Raw genomic sequence first — 15,002 nt, 5'->3', positions numbered from 1 at the left:
TTCACAATGGGTAATCGATAACTGGTAACTGGTAACTGGAATCACCCTTTACCCTAATTACCAACACTATAAACGGCTTCAGGAGTTTTGGCGATCGGTTAATTCGATTCGCACTTTTTTATTTTTTTCTCGTGCTGAAACTTTTCTGCTTCCCAGCCCGATCGAGAAGCGGGAGATTGCAAGTCCTCCTTTTTCCCGCCGCTTTGATAGTGATGCTGGCCCTTTACAAACTCAAAATGAAATTCTTGATTTTCCATAATTCTTGCTCTCGTTTATGTTCAGCGGGCGATGTTCAGTGCGGGCTCGAAAGGGCAAACCATGCAAGTGACCAAAAATGGGGTTTCCTCTTCTAGCTTTTGCAGTTCTTCCCCACTACAGGTTTCATAGAATATTGCGGGAATATTCTGCAAGTATTCGTGCGGGGTATCCCGCCCACAGTTGGAGCAATGATAATATCCCTCTGGCAATTCATCGTTTTCCATTAGTTAGCCCCTCCTTTTCCTTTCTGGGCTTCGATTTCCTGCAACTGAAGCTTTATCTCCTCAATTGCCTGTGCGGTATCCATCAATCCAATTTTGATATCTACTTTCAGTTTTTCGGTGGCTGTATCGATTCTGTTTTCTAGGGCTGCCAGTTGTTCTAGCCTTTTAAGTTCCACTTGCTCCTCCTTTGATGAATGCAATCTGTTCATGGGTTAGCTGCTGAATTTGCTGCGGTGGTTGCCAGCGATGGCCCCAGTTCTGGCGAAGTTTGGAAAGTGCGATCGGACTGGGGAAGAATTCGGCCGCTTCTACCCAAACCCCAATTCCTGATTCCTGTTGGGCATAATAATCATGGAATTGCGCCCGCGATACTCTTGCCAGTTTGCCTTGCTCCGATGCCCGCCACAGTCGATCGACAGTCAATGATTGGCGCTTCAGAACCCGGACAATTCCTAGCAGTTCAGCAGTCGGCAAGGTGGCATAAATTACAATAGTATCGCCCGGTTTTAGGGATGTTCCAAACTTGCCTTTTCTGAGTTCGATTGTCTTCGGACTCCGGTCGAGGAAGAATGCAGAAGCCCAAGTCGGTCGCACTGAAATTAGGTAGGTATTAGTCACTTTTTTTACTCCCTTCAATTCTCTTCCAGCCCAACTCCAGAAACTTAAAGATTTCAGAATCCTTGCCGAGAGATTATTGGATTTTTTTTGCTGCTATCACCGCATCCTTTTGAATTAGCTCGGTGTCGGTAATGGTGCTAGCCAACTGCACCGATGAGATAAGCGCCAGGGCTTCAGTCGGTGTGAGTTTTAGGGATGTGGTGTTGGTATCATTCATCTGCTTCCTCATCCCGTCTTAATGCCTCCCTTAATGCTTCCAAATTCGCTACAGCTACATCAATAGAAGCGCTGGCAGTATCAATCAATTGTTGTTCAGATTCCTCCAGCCACGATGTATCTGTGAATGGGTTGCAGATGTGTGCTTCGGCTCTGAGTTTTGCAGCTTGCAAGAAGGCGATGCACGTTGCTAATTCGTCAGGAATCGGCGGGTTGCCGGAATGCTCGTACTGCTTATAAGTTGACATTGTTTTGTCCTCTTTTAATTGCGGTCATTGTCGGTCAAATCGTACTCAAAAATGATGTTGCCCCGTCGTACAAATTCTGCAAAGATGGCATCGAATATGGGGTCGAGAATGAAGTCCGGGAGGACGCTTAATAATTTACTGAGCATTGTCGTTACCTTCTCCTTTCATTAAGTTTTCAAGCATAGTTCTTGCATCTATGTAGCGATGATTATTCCTTCCCCCATCCTTCAAGCCCCAGAGCAACCAAATCGTTTTTTGTTTACCCAACTTTTTGGCAATTAATAACCTAGCTAGCTGCACCCGTTCCTGATGGTCTGTCAGCGGGAATTCCTCAGAGAAGACAGGTGCGGAAGTTTCCGTGAGTACATCTGCCAAATAGTCCTCTAAACTGCGTTCCGAGGCTTCCAAATCTTCCGAGCCTTCCGAGCCTTCCGAGCCTTCCTCTCCCTTCCAATAAGGGTTCTGGAGGTTTCCCCAATCTTGGACGGAAGGCACATTGCCCTTCCCAGATGAACTGTCAGAGATGTCGGCTTGACCGCTGGAAGCTTCCATACCAGACACAATTTGATGCTGTTGTTGGTAGTGGCGAACATTTGCTTGCAGGCACACTGTGGGGGGTGACAAAGTGGAGAGCATAATCGGTCGTTCGTGCTGTTTGGAAATGGGTTTGAGGTCGTTAAATTCGACTAATAGCGCCTGCCGTACTTCCTTGTTTTCAATGATGGAATGAGTGGCAATCATGTTTGCGAGAACGCCGTAAGAGTCGTTAACAAAACCGAATTCGTCGGTGTAGTAATTGCCCAGTCCTATTAGATTGAAGTTCTGGCGGATATTGGAATCGGCTTTCATGCCTATAGCCAACAAATAGAAGCTCTGCAAGTCTGCCCAAAACCCGACGTTGAAGTCTCGACCGTTCAAGCCAATATCACACAGTTCTACTAGGTAATTTGATGCTTTTACATCGGGATGAGAAGCCATTTCTTGGAGCGCTGAATTGATACTCAGCCAGTCAGCAAGCAGCAGTCGCACGGGTGACATACTTGCTCTTTCGTGTTCTTTTTTTCTCCTTCTGGTGTCGTAAATTTCCCAAACGTGATGGATTCTGTCGAGCGTAGCTTTGAGGTTTGTGATTTCAAAAAGTGTGACTCTGCCCTTCTCTCTCAGCCCACAATAACTATCATTCTTTTGGCTAACTACCCAGAACTCGGTATCAGGGCATTTCTCTAAAAGCAGCGAGATTAAACAAGCTTGCGTGACTGTCTTTCCGCCTCCACTTCCGGCAATAAAAAGCAGCGACAGCCGAGAGCCAGCGACTTGTTTGAGGATGGCAATTGCTTTGGTTTCGGACGGATGAAGCAGATGCGATACTGTTGCCGATTCAATAGCTGATGCTGAACCCGATTCTACTTTGTCGCTAGGATTATTAATGCCGTCGAATGTTTGTGTACCTGTCAACTGAAATTGAAAGGGAGTTTTTTGGTTCCGCAGAAACGCAATATATTCTCGCTTTTTATCCTCTGGCAAACCCGCAGTTTCCGCCTCGAAAACTGCTTCCTCAGCCTCCATTTGAGCGATGCGGATGTCGGCTTCACCCAAAACTTCACACTGTTTTAAAACCACCGCACAGTCATTCGCGACCGCCTCCACATCGCCCTCGGCCTGTACTTCTTTAATCCTCATTGCCCGGTAATCTTCCAGCAGCTCAGTACGAGCCGCCAGTTGACCTTTTGCTAGGTCGCGCTTCTCTGCAAGAATCTCATAGTTTGCAAGCTGTCGCTCAGAGTTTTGTAGGCTTCTCAAGCCAGCACCCGCAGCCCAAAAACTGCATCCAGCAAGCGCCATCCACAATGCTTTGTGCGGATTTGTGGCGGGTATTTTCTTATGGAAAACCACGTTGGGATTAGCCTTCCACTTCTCTGCGTGGTACTCGGTCATTATGTACGGTTTGCCTGCTTTATCAACGCATTGCAAGGCTTGTTTGTTGCGGATGCAGAGCTGCACCCTATTGCTTGCCGTCCCCTGGATTGCGGTTATTCCGCTATACACTCCCAGTATCAGTGCCAAGGCAACTGCCGACAGCTTGCCAGCAATCGGGAGTCTTTCAAAGGTCAACAACAGAGCGCGGTTTGACTTAAGCAATTGAGCGTGTTTTTCGGTCAAGGGTGTCATTACTTGCTGACTCCTTTGGCTTTGAAGACTAAGCAAAAAACGATGAGGACAAGCGCAATTGAAGGCAAGTAATCAAAGTTACTGGAAGCAGGTTTTTTTACCGTCTGAATTTCTTTTATACCTGTCTCTAGGCGTGGCTCTGCATCGCTTACTTGCTGCAATTCAGTAACTGGCTCAGCAAGAGTAGCAATCATGCCAAGCGTCACTCCAGCGCCAACAATTGCAGTAGGTAAGCGATGCTTTGATTGCCCGGTAATCTTGGCTGCTAAGTAAATCTGGTAGATACCAATTGCAACCACTGAACCGCCTGCGACTTGCATGATATGGAATGCGAAAACCACGGCTGAACCTAACAGTGTGGGCGCAACTACTTCGCAAAGATTGGCAGCGTCCCGGTACTGGCGTTCAGCATTGGTTTCCTCTGGTTGCGGTTGCTCAATTGTTGGTGCTGTAACTTGTTGTTGCTGGTACTGTTGCTGTTGCTGTTGCTGTCCCCCTCCCGCAAAGGAAAGGGGACTTGACCCGATGAATTCGTGCATAAGTCCCCTCTTGCTTAACGGTTGTTGAGATTCATTACACCTGCGAACCAGCCCCCAAACCCTCTAGGCGAACCAGTTGCCGACACGCTGGCGCTGTTGTTGCTGGCAGATCCAATAGTCACTGGCACTTTCTCCTGAATCCCTTTATCCGAGCCGACTGTTGCGCGACTGAGCAGCTTCTGTCGCCTCTCCCGGAGTGATTCTTGGATGGTCTGACGTTTCTCTGCCACCTCACCCCTGTTTGCGATAGCTTCCATCTTGTTCTCGTGTCGCCACAATTCCGCTTGTAAGTCACCCGTGAGCTCGGAAGCAATCTCGGCTAATCCGTGCTGACGCTTGGTTTCAATCTTCAGCATTGCTGCACGGTCTTTGGCATCTAGTTGCTCCATCTCAGACCCAAATTCCGCATTGAGCTTGCGAATTTTAGCGATCGCATTTCCGACTTTAGAGCCGAATTTCTTCCTAATTTCTGTCCATGTGACCTGACCGTCGGCAATTTTCCCCAACGCCTCCAGATAGGTTTCAGCGTTATCAAGGAAGGGTTCTAAAACTAAGGCAAGCTGTTCGGCATTGGCTGCTTTATCGGCCATCGCTTCCAGCTTGGTGACATCGCTCAAGTAAGAGAGAATGTCAGCCTCTGTGTCTGCCCAGTCTCCCGCTTTTTCATCAATGTAGGGGCTGTGTCCCGCTGCTGGGTTCCTTATTGCTATGCTGCTGGTGTCGTTGCGTCCAAAATCCATAGTAAAATCTCCTTAGATTAGTCCCCCAGCACAAGCTAGGGGAAGAATTACGAGCCAGTCGGTTACTTTCTCAGGGCGATCGGCTGGCTTTGATTTGTCATTTGGTTGAGCTTGTCAGATACTCGATCGCCCGCCGGATGACCAATAACGGGCAAAAATTCACCGCGCCGCCAGCTTTCCGAAAGTTCGATCGCCGTTGCCAAATCCAGTCCAACAGCCGTAAATTGGCACTCCGGGAATCCGAGGTTATCGCAGTTGATGCACGGACGCTCTGGCTCATCGGTAACAGGGGGCTGCAACATTGCCCAGATTTCGGGGTTGGATTCAGGCGTAATTTCAAAAACTTTGGTCATTGCTCAAGCCCTCCTATTTAGAAACGCTTCCAGCATCATCTGAATTCAGATTAATGCTGTTGTTAATCGTGACGTTTCCGTGAATAATTGTCGGCTCTGGAACTCGCTTTGCGCCGGATTGGTAGCCCGTATCGTACCCAATTGCAAAGACAAGAGTGCCAGCTACAAGCGCACCGCCAACCATTATCTTGGTCAGGTTTTTATCGAAGTCTTTGTCATCATCGTTAAGCATCGTTTAAACCTCCTCAGATTTCACGTCAATTGCCTCGCCATCCTTAGACAAATCCTTGCGTTCCGGCGTTGGTGAAGACTTATGGTTGATGACCGTGCCAGCAATGAAATCACCCTTAATTGTTTCGACGTAATTACCGCCATTCGTATTGATAACCCGTTTTCCAGGTTTGCCGTCTTCAAAAACTACACCGTTAATAATTCGTACCATTTTTAATCCCTCAAACTGTTGATTTGACCGAGTATTTCAATGCCTTTCGCGTCTGTAATGCCTTCTTCTCTCAGACTCTGAGCTGCCACTACAACAGCGTCCTGAGATTTGCTGGCGACAACATTAAACACTCGCGGTGCGTTGTACTCGCGCTTGACTTGAACTTTGTAGAAGCTCATGATTCCGCCCCCAGTTTCATCGCCCGTAGCTGGGCTAAGACTTCCGCTTGGGCTTTCTGTTCGGCTTGAAAAACGGCCAGAGCTCGTGCAGCCCCACGATTTTGAGCTGCGTTGATTTCAGCATTGTCCAAGTCAGCGTCGCGCTGCCCGGCCGCCTGATTTTCGGAAGCAATTTGAGCTAGAAGCTGCTGCACATTTTGATTCAAGGATGCCGAAGCAGAATTTGCATTCTGATTCAATTGGGTGATCCGGCGATCGAGCACTGGGATATATTCGGAGATTGCCAAGGCTCCAGTGATCGAGGGAGAAGATGCGGCGGGGGCACCCTCTACTAATTTCCGCAATTCGCTAAGCTTCCCTGCATTCAGCAATTTGCAAGCTTTCAGGGCAAGCTCAGAGTATTGGGTCGCTCGTGCAGCGCCACGGCGGAGAGTTTCGCGGTCGAGTCCGTAAATGCTAACGAGCTTGGAAATCGATTGCTGGAGGCCTGCTTTGCTCAGTTTCAGCAGCCCTTGAATTTGCACCGCAGAGTACCAAATTTCTTCATCCTCTGGCTCTGAATTATCGATAGGCTCGGACTCAACGTCAATTACTGCAAGGTTTTCTAGTTCCATAGTTCAGTCTGTTTTAAAATTGGCATTTATCGATGAAAACGATTTCTATCGATATGTGTGTTAGTATATCAGTGCATCAGTGCATTAGTCAACTAATGCTTTTTGTCTCTTGTTACTCCAATAAATTGATGGCTTTATGCCTTAATGCCTTGTTGCTCAAATAAACTGGTGGATATGTCCATCAGCAAAAGGGGTAATGTGGCTAAAGGAGAGATGTCAATTCGGGTCTATCTGTTGCCCGAATTAAAAGACAAATTCAAAACAGCTTGCTTTCTTAATGGGCTGAATATGTCGGATGTTACCGCCGCACTTATTGAAGAATGGCTGACGAAAAATGCTGTAGACCTACCAGCACCCCAAAGAATCTCTAAGGCGCTAACCGAAACTGGTTCCGCCGACCCGCAGCCAGCCACAGAACCGGAGCCCACAGAACCGGAGCCAACCGCAGCAAAGCCAGCAACAGCAGCAACAGCTAAGCGGGGTAAGGCCAGTAAAGGTGCTAGTTAATGTCTAACAAATGTCTAACAAATATCTAGCAAATGTCTAACAAATATCTAGCAAATGTCTAGCAAATGTCTAACAAATATCTAGCAAATGTCTAGCAAAGGAAACAGACAACCATGATCCAAACCCAAACCAAAACAGTCACATTTGATGAGTTTGTTGCCTGGTATCCAGAGAACTCTGTCCGCCACTACGAACTACACAACGGAGTTATTGTCGAAATGCCTAATCCTACAGGAGATCATTCAGACGTTACAAGCTTTATCACCATCAAAGTAGCAGGTGAAATTGAACGTCGCGAATTACCTTACTCCATCCCCGGTCATTGCCTACTTAAACCCGTCCGCGATCGGGCAGGTTATCAGCCAGACGTAATAGTCCTAGACCGAACAGCGGTCATCAACGAGCCACACTGGAAAAAGGAATCTGTTATCACGATGGGCTCTTCGGTACGACTGGCTGTAGAGGTCGTCAGCACGAATTGGCGGGATGATTATTTTCTCAAAGCTTCCGAGTATGAAGAGATGGGCATTCCCGAATACTGGATTGTGGACTATCTCGGTTTGGGCGGTCGCAAGTTCATCGGTCATCCCAAACAACCCACACTTTCGGTTTGCCAGTTGGTAGATGGGGAGTACCAGGTCAAACAGTTGAGGGGGGACGATCGGGTTGAGTCGCTAGCTTTCCCAGAGTTGAGGTTGACTGCCGAGGTGATTTTTCGGGCCGGGATGCCTGCAAACGGGTTGAGCTAGAATGATGGGGCATTCCGGCGGCGGGCGATGAGTTGGGGGAGTTGCGGGCGATCGGTGCATCCCATGCACCAAAATTACTGCATCCTATGCAGTGAAGTGTCACAAACTCTCAAGCAAAAGATCCTTTAACTGCCGATATTCCAACGTCTTCTGGCACTTTCTCACCATCAAAACTCACTTCATTCTATGCAGTGAGTCGCTGTAAGTTTTTTGGGATAGCTTTAAAATTTTTCCCCTAAAATTACGAACTTCTTAATGTTATCTGCTAAATTAAAAAGAGTCGATTCGATCGAGGGCAAAACCTATCGATCGTATGATTCGGAAATTAGAGTGAAAACTGACAACTAGCAAAAGTTAAGAAGGTGCTTATGCTTTCAACTACAAGAAAACTGAGAATATCTTTCGCGCTTTCCCCGGAATTAACAGAGGCGCTTGATAATTATGCTGTCTCTTTTGGAGTATCTCGATCGGCCTTTACTGAAGAAGGACTTTGGATTTACTTAAATCAACTTGACAAGCACATGGAATCGAAAACTAAAACACGATTTCAAAACGAAGATGCGCTGGCAGCATAAGGGCTTCAGCGCATCTTTTTTTATCTTAAATAGTCCATACTTTGTCGCTAAGTCTTGGCAGGCGAACGACAAAAGTTAACCACACATCAACTCGGCATCCTAAAAAGATTGCCGATTGCTATCCCTATCATGCCATACATTGAAAAAAGAATAAAGCGCTATTTTTGCGCTGTTTTTGCGGTTGATGCTAGCTTGCTGGCTAGTCTTTGTGCCATCTGTAGCGGTGCGATCGAGCAAATTCTGAGTTTTAGCGCTACCTATAGATTTCAAAAGCCTGCAAAGCTTTGTTACATCTCAATTCTGCCACAAACTCCGGTAAATACGCAACATAACCGGGGATTGTTTGGGGTCACCTTTGAAGCGATCGGGGGTGCGGCGTAATGTACACCACAGAATCTACGCAAGAAAATCAAGGATTTGATACCGCGCAATCCACGCCAGAGCATCAAGGCCACATCGAAGCCGAGAGCGATCGAGATGCTGAAATGATAGCCACTTCTGATCAATCAATCCAGCAGCACCCTACAACACAAGGGCAAGTAGACTTAAGCGGCTTCGGGGTATTGTGCAGCGTTAACGAAAAATTCCTATCCCCTGAGCATGAAGCCCACATCGAAGGCAGAGGCTTACTCAATCCTTGGGCCCGTGAATGCTGCCACAGTGCCAGTATTGAGCAAGCTTCGCACTCTCTGGGATACCCAGTAAAATCGGCTGGCATCCTATTTATGGGGAATAATGGGCAAGTACAGTTCCGACCGGATATCCGAGAGCCGAAGCGAGGCAAAAAGGAGCCCCCAAAATACCTTTCCCCAAGCGGAGAATTTGACGCATTCCTCCCCACAAGCCCATATACCCCAGATTACTGGGATCAAGCGAATTTGGAGAAGGACTGCTACCACATTAATGATGTGCCTTATGTCCTCATTACTGAAGGGGTATTCAAGGCTATTGCCGGATGCTCAAACGATATCCCCACAGTCTCATTACTGGGAGTAGAGCAAGGGCTGACAGGCAAGAAAAAAGATCGCGAAAGCTTGCGGCATTTAGTACCCGCGCTGAGGAAGCTTGCAGAGGCTGGCTTCGGCTTTATCATTGCCTTCGATGCCGATGCCCTCACAAATTCCAATATCTGCGAGGCCGAGCGGAAATTGGCTAAGCAATTGGGTAAATTCGGTGTGCCAGTGCGATCAATAACTGGATGCTGGCCCGCTAGATCAGCGATCGAAGGGGGCGAGGTGAAGGATACAAAAGGCATGGATGATTTTATTCAGCATAAAGGGATTGAAGAATTCCGAGCAATCCTCAGTAAAGCCAAGCTATTCGGCGAGAAAGAGAATGATGAGGCGGGAGAACGCCTCGACAAAAAACCTCCTACACCCCGCAAGGTAGCAGCCCAAATAAAAGAGGATTACGGGCATCAATGGAAATACGATAACGAGCAAAAAACGTGGCGTGTATGGAACGGGAAGTGCTGGGAGAAGATTGAAATAGGGGCGTTTACCAGTTTGCTCAAAACCACGCTAGACGCAAGAAACATAGACTACCGTGGGAGCGCATACATTGAGGATGTTAAGAAATTACTAGAGCATGACCTGCGACAAGTGCGCTGGCAAACCTGGGACAAAACGCAATATATTAACTTTAGTAATTGCGTACTCGACGGCAATGAAAATAAAGCCCTAGAAAACTCTCCAGGCATGGGCTTCACTTCTTACCTTCCCTACGAGTACAAGCCGTTACAAGGCGATTTAAGCGACCCTTTGGAAGCCTTAAGGGTGAACTGTCCAAAAAGATACAAGTTCATGCGAAAGGCTATGGGGGGCGACGAAAAGAAAATGTTTAAATTGTTGGCTGTTGGCAATGCTGTACTAAAGCATCGCTTTCACAACCAACAGCAATTCGTTCACTACGTCGGGCCACCGGGTTCTGGCAAGGGTACTGAAGCCCGATTCACTCAGAAGCTAGTAGGTCGCGAAAATTTCAAAGGGTGCAGCTTGGAACGACTGAAAGATGGCTCAACAATGGCCTCGATTATTGATAAGCAGTTGGTAGTATTTGCTGACGAGCGCAAACCTGTAGGAATTGACAGCATACTCAGCTTGACCGGGGGAGATGCAGTGAGCTACCGGGAATTGCACACTCCGGCCGCTGATGCCTTCTTCTACGGATGCATTCTGATTTGCTCAAACAAGCCAATCTTTGTAGGAGATACCACAGGGTTAGAGCGCCGATTGTGCTTAGTGCATTTTGACAACCCTATCCCGACAGAGAAGCGCGACTACAGCATTGAGAGCGAATTCGAGCCTGAAATACCCGCCTACATTACTATCGCCCTGTCGCTGTCTGATACCGCTGTTACGCAAGCATTACGCGGCACTGGAGCTAGTCAAATCGCTGAATTTAAAGCAAAGGAATGGGAAATGAAATGCGAAACGAACTCAGTCGCAGCGTTCTTTGACATTAACCTAGTGCTTGATTCGGCAGCAACCGCGCCAACTTTAAACCTTTACAAAGCCTATAAAGATTGGTGCGAAGACGGCGGTCTAAAACCTCTCAGCGTGGTCAAGTTTCCCAAGTATCTTGCCGACTTGCTGGCAGATGAGAATTTGCCCGCCAAGTGGGTCAAATCCCGAACATCAAGTTTTGAAGGTTTGAGGCTGCGACTACAAAATGATGAGCACCCAACACGTTCGCAAACTTTAGAGGGTTCTGCACCAGTTGAAGCGGTGTTTTGCACCAGTTTTGTACCAGTTAATGCACCAGTTGAAGCCTTGCCTAGTAAGGATTTGCACCAGTTGCACCAGTTAGAGGCAAATATCAGTGAGGAAAACACAAACAATCACATTTCATCACCGCAAATAGTCTGCAACCAAGATGTAGTTGCGGAAGCTTCTATACAGCCAATACAAAAACCCCCCTCAACTGGTGCAACTGGTGCAAACTCCCTGCCTGCAAGCATTTCAACTGGTGCAGCAAGTGGTGAGCAAGTGGTGCAGGATACCCCCTCAAGTGGTGCAGTCGGTTCAAAGCATAAGGAATTTAAAGAAGGCGATCGCGTGGTCATAACCGAAGTTGGCAATCTACATCATGGGCAGAAGGGAGAGGTAATTGAGGTTAGTTACGGCAGCAGCGAGACGGATTATGAAATCAAGCTCGACAAAATATCGCACAACCTGCAAGTGATTACAGTTGCGGTTCCGAAAATCTCACACGCGCCCGTCCTGATGCAATTGAAGGCAGAGGGAGATGCACCATGCTAGAAACTACGCAACAGTCCCGATCGCCCTCCCTACTAGACCTTGCCACACACGCCGAGTGTCTAGGTTTCATCCGTGCAGCAATTGCCGGCAACGATCGAACAACAGCCCAAGACATCGCCGGCGTCCTAAAAGATTGCTGCAACCGTGGATATCTCGATCGCGCCGCCATCTGGAAAAGCCTTACCGAATCAGAGCAAAACCAATACCGCCAACTACTCGCGCCGCCGCCCATCCTCCAAGATTTTGCCCGCCGTATTCTAGAGGCTACTGGCTGGCAGTCTCCCGGTGTAGCGGCGGGGATTGATTGTGATTTGCAGGCTGTGATCGACCGTGGCGAATTGGTGGCGGCGGATGTGGTGGCAGTTGTGGGCGATCGGCACTTCCTAGAATTTCAGGAGTTGGTCGCACGTTGCCCAAAATATTTTACTGACCTCCCCGCACCGCCGATCAAAGCCGCCACCAAAAAAATTAGCTAATTTTTGTGCGCCCTAAAGTCAGGCAAGTGCAGTATAAAATCAGGCGTTTGCAGTATAAAGTCAGGCGGAAAGCAGGTATTTGTAGGGGCTGCATTTTACCTGTATTTACCGGAAAATATCCTGCAAATGCCTGACTTTTTCGGTCAAATTGCTGCTTTTTTGTGCAAGGACTGCCTTTGCTTGTTGAGGCTGCTTTTGGCTGTTTAGTTTTGGTAGCAAGCAATGTTTTTGTGATCACAAACCATGATTAATGCGTGCAGACAAAAAATATCCACCCCCATCAATATTGAGCATACTGCTTACCCACAGTTCAACCCCTGTTGATATGGAATAAGGAACGACTCGCGAGTCGCTACTGAAGCGTCCATGCCTCAATAAGAGCGGTAAGATATGGCACAGAGACGGCGAATTATGTTTTTGTTGGAATATATTAGCGATCGCTCCTTACGGCAAGAGATTACTGCTTGTACTCATAACGTGGAGAATTATAACCGCCATTGATAGCTAGGAGTTGAGCGACTACTGTAAACCGAGTCAGGGGGTAAATTTTTATCCGACTTTCAAACTCGCTCGGACAACAACTGTTTAGCCGATTGCAAAGCGCGAGTCCGACAACAGCAATTTATGCAACTGCCAAGGCTGACATAACGGCGGCTATGCTGCCAATTTTCTCACACTTGCTCGACTTGATTTTTAATTCAATTCCGATGCCGGAACTTGACTATTAAGTCAATCCAGTCTTTGTTAAAAACGCTAAAAAATTAGCTAATTGTTGCGTTAGCTAAAGTCAGGCGTTTGGAGTATAAAGTCAGGGATTTGCAGTATAAAGTCAGGCAAGTGCAGGTATTTGCAGGGGGTACACTTTACCTGCATTTACCTGAAAATATCCTGCAAATGCCTGACTTTTTCGGTCAAACTGCTGCTTTTTTGTGCTGTTCGTGTCTTTACCTGTTGGGACTGGTTATGGCTGTTCTCTCTCGGTAGCAAGCAATGGTTTTGTCCGTACAAACCTGACTTTTACGTGCAGAAACAAAAACAATGCACCCTCATGAATGGGGAATCCTAGGTGTCAAGGCGATCGCGCTCTTGCTAGCTATCGGACGAACGATTCCCTCGCCATCATCGACATCAGCAGGCTGCTTCGCTTGCAAACAGGAGGGCAAGGCGCGATCGCGTCAGGCATCCGCCGATACTCAACAGCACCAACTCGAATGCGTCGTGCCCGGCGAGGCTCCATCGTAAAGGCGGCTGCCCTGTACACCAATTGGCTCGCTCCTGGCTTCAAGAGCGACTGGCAGAAGCACAGTTCTATCCAAGTCCAAACTGCCCCATCAAACTTTCTTGCCTTGGCTGTTGTCGCGTGCGATCGCGCCAGTCCTGCCTACCAACAATTCTCATAGCAATCTTGCAAAAACCCTTAATTTGCAAAGAGTGCTCAATTTTACCCCCTATAACGTCTATTTGACATGGCTTGCTATGCGACTACCACACTAACTACGAGGATTGAGGAGGATTCAGAAGGGTCTAAATTACAAAAAATCGCGTCAAAAGCAACAATTCTTTACAAAATATGACAAGTATTTATACTGATTGTGACCGAAAAAGTAGGAATTACGAGGTGTAACGAGTAATAACTGTACTGGTTTCTCCTCTTTTTTCCTCCCAAATTTTAGCTAAAAATTGTGAATGAGTAAGTGCGATTTTCCTGCATTGTTTTGGTCAAAGTGTACTTGGATTGATAGCATCAATGGTGAGCCAGTGGTAGCGACTTGCAGGCTGATTCAGATATTCGAGTAAGGGCAGCGGAGTCGAGTCGCGAGTTGTAGTTTTTAAAGTCAAAATAATTCAAATCACCACAAAGGTTTGGCTTTGAATCGATCGCCGTGCAGCTATCGCCACAACTACCTAAAAACTAGGGCTGGGCTGTCAAGGGGCTTAATTTTACCCGCTCTTCAACTGTGCCTCCCAATCAATACCACTGATGCGATGTTAGCCAAGTGTTTCAAAAGGCTTGGTTTTACCCGCTCTTCAACTGTCCCGATTGCTCATACTATTGTGGCGACTTTTCTGGCAACACTGGCATCAATTGCCCCGTCACACCTGGGTAGCATGGGTGGCGATCGCTTCCCTGAGTTCTCAAGTTAACCAATCATGCTGGTTCAACGTTATGTAATGCCGCGTGAAAACTCATATCGCTAGGGCCTGGGTGCTTAGAGGGGCTCCGGCTCACGCACTCTCTCTGAAATCAAGTACAACCGTGCGGTAGCACTGCCTTCAATAAAGCCAAACAAACTGAACTGCAACTCAAAAAGAGAAAAACGCTACCGCCATTGTTCCGATACATTAATATGCAATAGCTGAATGGCTAATAACGAGGCCGCTATTTTTTAGGCAGTCTTAACAGCTTTTCAATTAGTTTTGCTTGCTCAATTGTGAAAATACAGCTTGCTATAAATGCTACCACTTTTGAGCCTCTGCTACAATTCATGGAATTAGGAGTGTAGAGTTTGCTGTTAAATTGTTAAATTGATATTAAGTGTACCGGGACAGGAAAAAACCTCAAAATTAACTTTTTGAGACTGAGTTTTCGTGAGTTTTTGGCTGTTTTTGGCTGTTTTTTCTGAGAATGTGCGAGTAAACTTGTGCAAGCTCAGCTTAATTGTTAGCTGAATTTGGGGGCTTGTTAGCAACAAAAACCGCATGAGAACTCAAACTTATGCCAGAGACGAAGCTTACACAAAAAGCAAAGCTCACTGGTAGCAATAGCAATGTTCAGCGATATATTTATACCAAAATATAAAAAACTTCTCAAATAAAGAGGAACGTTTGTATGGT

At 47.1% G+C, this 15,002-nt stretch carries 23 protein-coding genes; 8 read left to right on the top strand and 15 right to left on the bottom strand.

Annotated features, from left to right (window positions below; translation table 11 throughout):
* Positions 1–98: 98 nt before the first annotated feature.
* The 15 genes from QUB12_RS30345 to QUB12_RS30275 form a co-directional block, all read right to left on the bottom strand.
* Complete coding sequence (locus QUB12_RS30345) at positions 99–257, bottom strand: hypothetical protein (RefSeq protein WP_333145219.1); 159 nt, start codon at positions 255–257, stop codon at positions 99–101.
* Positions 258–278: 21 nt separating this feature from the next.
* Entirely contained in the window at positions 279–482 is a 204-nt protein-coding gene (locus tag QUB12_RS30340) for a hypothetical protein (protein WP_333145217.1), read from the bottom strand.
* Positions 482–658 carry a hypothetical protein gene (locus QUB12_RS30335; RefSeq protein ID WP_333145216.1) on the bottom strand — a complete coding sequence of 59 codons (177 nt, stop codon included), beginning with the start codon at positions 656–658 and terminating at the stop codon, positions 482–484. The genes QUB12_RS30340 and QUB12_RS30335 overlap by 1 nt, the downstream gene beginning before the upstream one ends.
* Positions 648–1,100, bottom strand: a complete 453-nt coding sequence (locus tag QUB12_RS30330) for a hypothetical protein (RefSeq protein ID WP_333309853.1) — start codon at positions 1,098–1,100, stop codon at positions 648–650. The genes QUB12_RS30335 and QUB12_RS30330 overlap by 11 nt, the downstream gene beginning before the upstream one ends.
* A gap of 73 nt (positions 1,101–1,173) precedes the next feature.
* Positions 1,174–1,317 (bottom strand): hypothetical protein, encoded by a 144-nt coding sequence (locus QUB12_RS30325; RefSeq protein ID WP_333309851.1) that lies wholly within the window; start codon positions 1,315–1,317, stop codon positions 1,174–1,176.
* Positions 1,310–1,564 carry a hypothetical protein gene (locus QUB12_RS30320; protein WP_333309848.1) on the bottom strand — a complete coding sequence of 85 codons (255 nt, stop codon included), beginning with the start codon at positions 1,562–1,564 and terminating at the stop codon, positions 1,310–1,312. The genes QUB12_RS30325 and QUB12_RS30320 overlap by 8 nt, the downstream gene beginning before the upstream one ends.
* Positions 1,565–1,578: 14 nt before the next feature.
* The gene (locus QUB12_RS30315) at positions 1,579–1,710 is read right to left on the bottom strand and encodes a hypothetical protein (protein ID WP_333309845.1); all 132 of its coding nucleotides are present in this window, start codon (positions 1,708–1,710) and stop codon (positions 1,579–1,581) included.
* Positions 1,700–3,733, bottom strand: coding sequence for a hypothetical protein (locus tag QUB12_RS30310; protein WP_333309842.1), 2,034 nt, complete (start codon positions 3,731–3,733; stop codon positions 1,700–1,702). Before QUB12_RS30310 ends, QUB12_RS30315 begins: the two co-directional genes overlap by 11 nt.
* Positions 3,733–4,272 (bottom strand): hypothetical protein, encoded by a 540-nt coding sequence (locus QUB12_RS30305; protein WP_190739260.1) that lies wholly within the window; start codon positions 4,270–4,272, stop codon positions 3,733–3,735. The genes QUB12_RS30310 and QUB12_RS30305 overlap by 1 nt, the downstream gene beginning before the upstream one ends.
* Before the next feature lie 14 nt (positions 4,273–4,286).
* The gene (locus tag QUB12_RS30300; RefSeq protein WP_333309838.1) at positions 4,287–5,012 is read right to left on the bottom strand and encodes a hypothetical protein; all 726 of its coding nucleotides are present in this window, start codon (positions 5,010–5,012) and stop codon (positions 4,287–4,289) included.
* Between the two features lie 62 nt (positions 5,013–5,074).
* The gene (locus tag QUB12_RS30295) at positions 5,075–5,365 is read right to left on the bottom strand and encodes a hypothetical protein (protein WP_333309835.1); all 291 of its coding nucleotides are present in this window, start codon (positions 5,363–5,365) and stop codon (positions 5,075–5,077) included.
* 13 nt (positions 5,366–5,378) lie between these two features.
* The gene (locus QUB12_RS30290) at positions 5,379–5,597 is read right to left on the bottom strand and encodes a hypothetical protein (RefSeq protein WP_333309832.1); all 219 of its coding nucleotides are present in this window, start codon (positions 5,595–5,597) and stop codon (positions 5,379–5,381) included.
* A 3-nt stretch (positions 5,598–5,600) separates the two neighbouring features.
* Positions 5,601–5,807 (bottom strand): hypothetical protein, encoded by a 207-nt coding sequence (locus QUB12_RS30285; protein WP_333198306.1) that lies wholly within the window; start codon positions 5,805–5,807, stop codon positions 5,601–5,603.
* Positions 5,808–5,809: 2 nt separating this feature from the next.
* Positions 5,810–5,986: a hypothetical protein gene (locus QUB12_RS30280; protein WP_333309830.1), complete on the bottom strand. Its 177-nt coding sequence runs from the start codon at positions 5,984–5,986 to the stop codon at positions 5,810–5,812.
* The gene (locus QUB12_RS30275; protein ID WP_333309828.1) at positions 5,983–6,600 is read right to left on the bottom strand and encodes a hypothetical protein; all 618 of its coding nucleotides are present in this window, start codon (positions 6,598–6,600) and stop codon (positions 5,983–5,985) included. Before QUB12_RS30275 ends, QUB12_RS30280 begins: the two co-directional genes overlap by 4 nt.
* A 174-nt stretch (positions 6,601–6,774) precedes the next feature.
* On the opposite strand from QUB12_RS30275, the gene QUB12_RS30270 reads away from it, so the two are divergent.
* The 8 genes from QUB12_RS30270 to QUB12_RS30235 all read left to right on the top strand — a co-directional run bounded on the left by QUB12_RS30270 (position 6,775) and on the right by QUB12_RS30235 (position 13,567).
* The gene (locus QUB12_RS30270; RefSeq protein WP_333309825.1) at positions 6,775–7,107 is read left to right on the top strand and encodes a hypothetical protein; all 333 of its coding nucleotides are present in this window, start codon (positions 6,775–6,777) and stop codon (positions 7,105–7,107) included.
* A 113-nt stretch (positions 7,108–7,220) separates the two neighbouring features.
* Positions 7,221–7,856, top strand: coding sequence for a Uma2 family endonuclease (locus tag QUB12_RS30265; RefSeq protein WP_333309823.1), 636 nt, complete (start codon positions 7,221–7,223; stop codon positions 7,854–7,856).
* A 368-nt stretch (positions 7,857–8,224) separates the two neighbouring features.
* Positions 8,225–8,431 (top strand): hypothetical protein, encoded by a 207-nt coding sequence (locus QUB12_RS30260; RefSeq protein WP_333309820.1) that lies wholly within the window; start codon positions 8,225–8,227, stop codon positions 8,429–8,431.
* A 129-nt stretch (positions 8,432–8,560) separates the two neighbouring features.
* A complete protein-coding gene (locus tag QUB12_RS30255; protein ID WP_333309817.1) occupies positions 8,561–8,812 on the top strand; it encodes a hypothetical protein in 252 nt (83 codons plus the stop codon).
* Positions 8,812–11,691, top strand: coding sequence for a DUF3854 domain-containing protein (locus QUB12_RS30250; protein WP_333309814.1), 2,880 nt, complete (start codon positions 8,812–8,814; stop codon positions 11,689–11,691). Before QUB12_RS30255 ends, QUB12_RS30250 begins: the two co-directional genes overlap by 1 nt.
* Positions 11,685–12,167 carry a hypothetical protein gene (locus tag QUB12_RS30245; protein WP_333309812.1) on the top strand — a complete coding sequence of 161 codons (483 nt, stop codon included), beginning with the start codon at positions 11,685–11,687 and terminating at the stop codon, positions 12,165–12,167. Before QUB12_RS30250 ends, QUB12_RS30245 begins: the two co-directional genes overlap by 7 nt.
* An 816-nt stretch (positions 12,168–12,983) precedes the next feature.
* Positions 12,984–13,151, top strand: a complete 168-nt coding sequence (locus tag QUB12_RS30240) for a hypothetical protein (protein WP_333309809.1) — start codon at positions 12,984–12,986, stop codon at positions 13,149–13,151.
* Between the two features lie 68 nt (positions 13,152–13,219).
* The gene (locus QUB12_RS30235; protein ID WP_333309806.1) at positions 13,220–13,567 is read left to right on the top strand and encodes a hypothetical protein; all 348 of its coding nucleotides are present in this window, start codon (positions 13,220–13,222) and stop codon (positions 13,565–13,567) included.
* Positions 13,568–15,002: the final 1,435 nt, after the last annotated feature.

Origin of the sequence: Microcoleus sp. B7-D4 (genome assembly GCF_036705125.1) — a bacterium.
GTDB lineage: Bacteria > Cyanobacteriota > Cyanobacteriia > Cyanobacteriales > Microcoleaceae > Microcoleus.
This window is presented reverse-complemented; position numbering and strand designations above follow the sequence as displayed.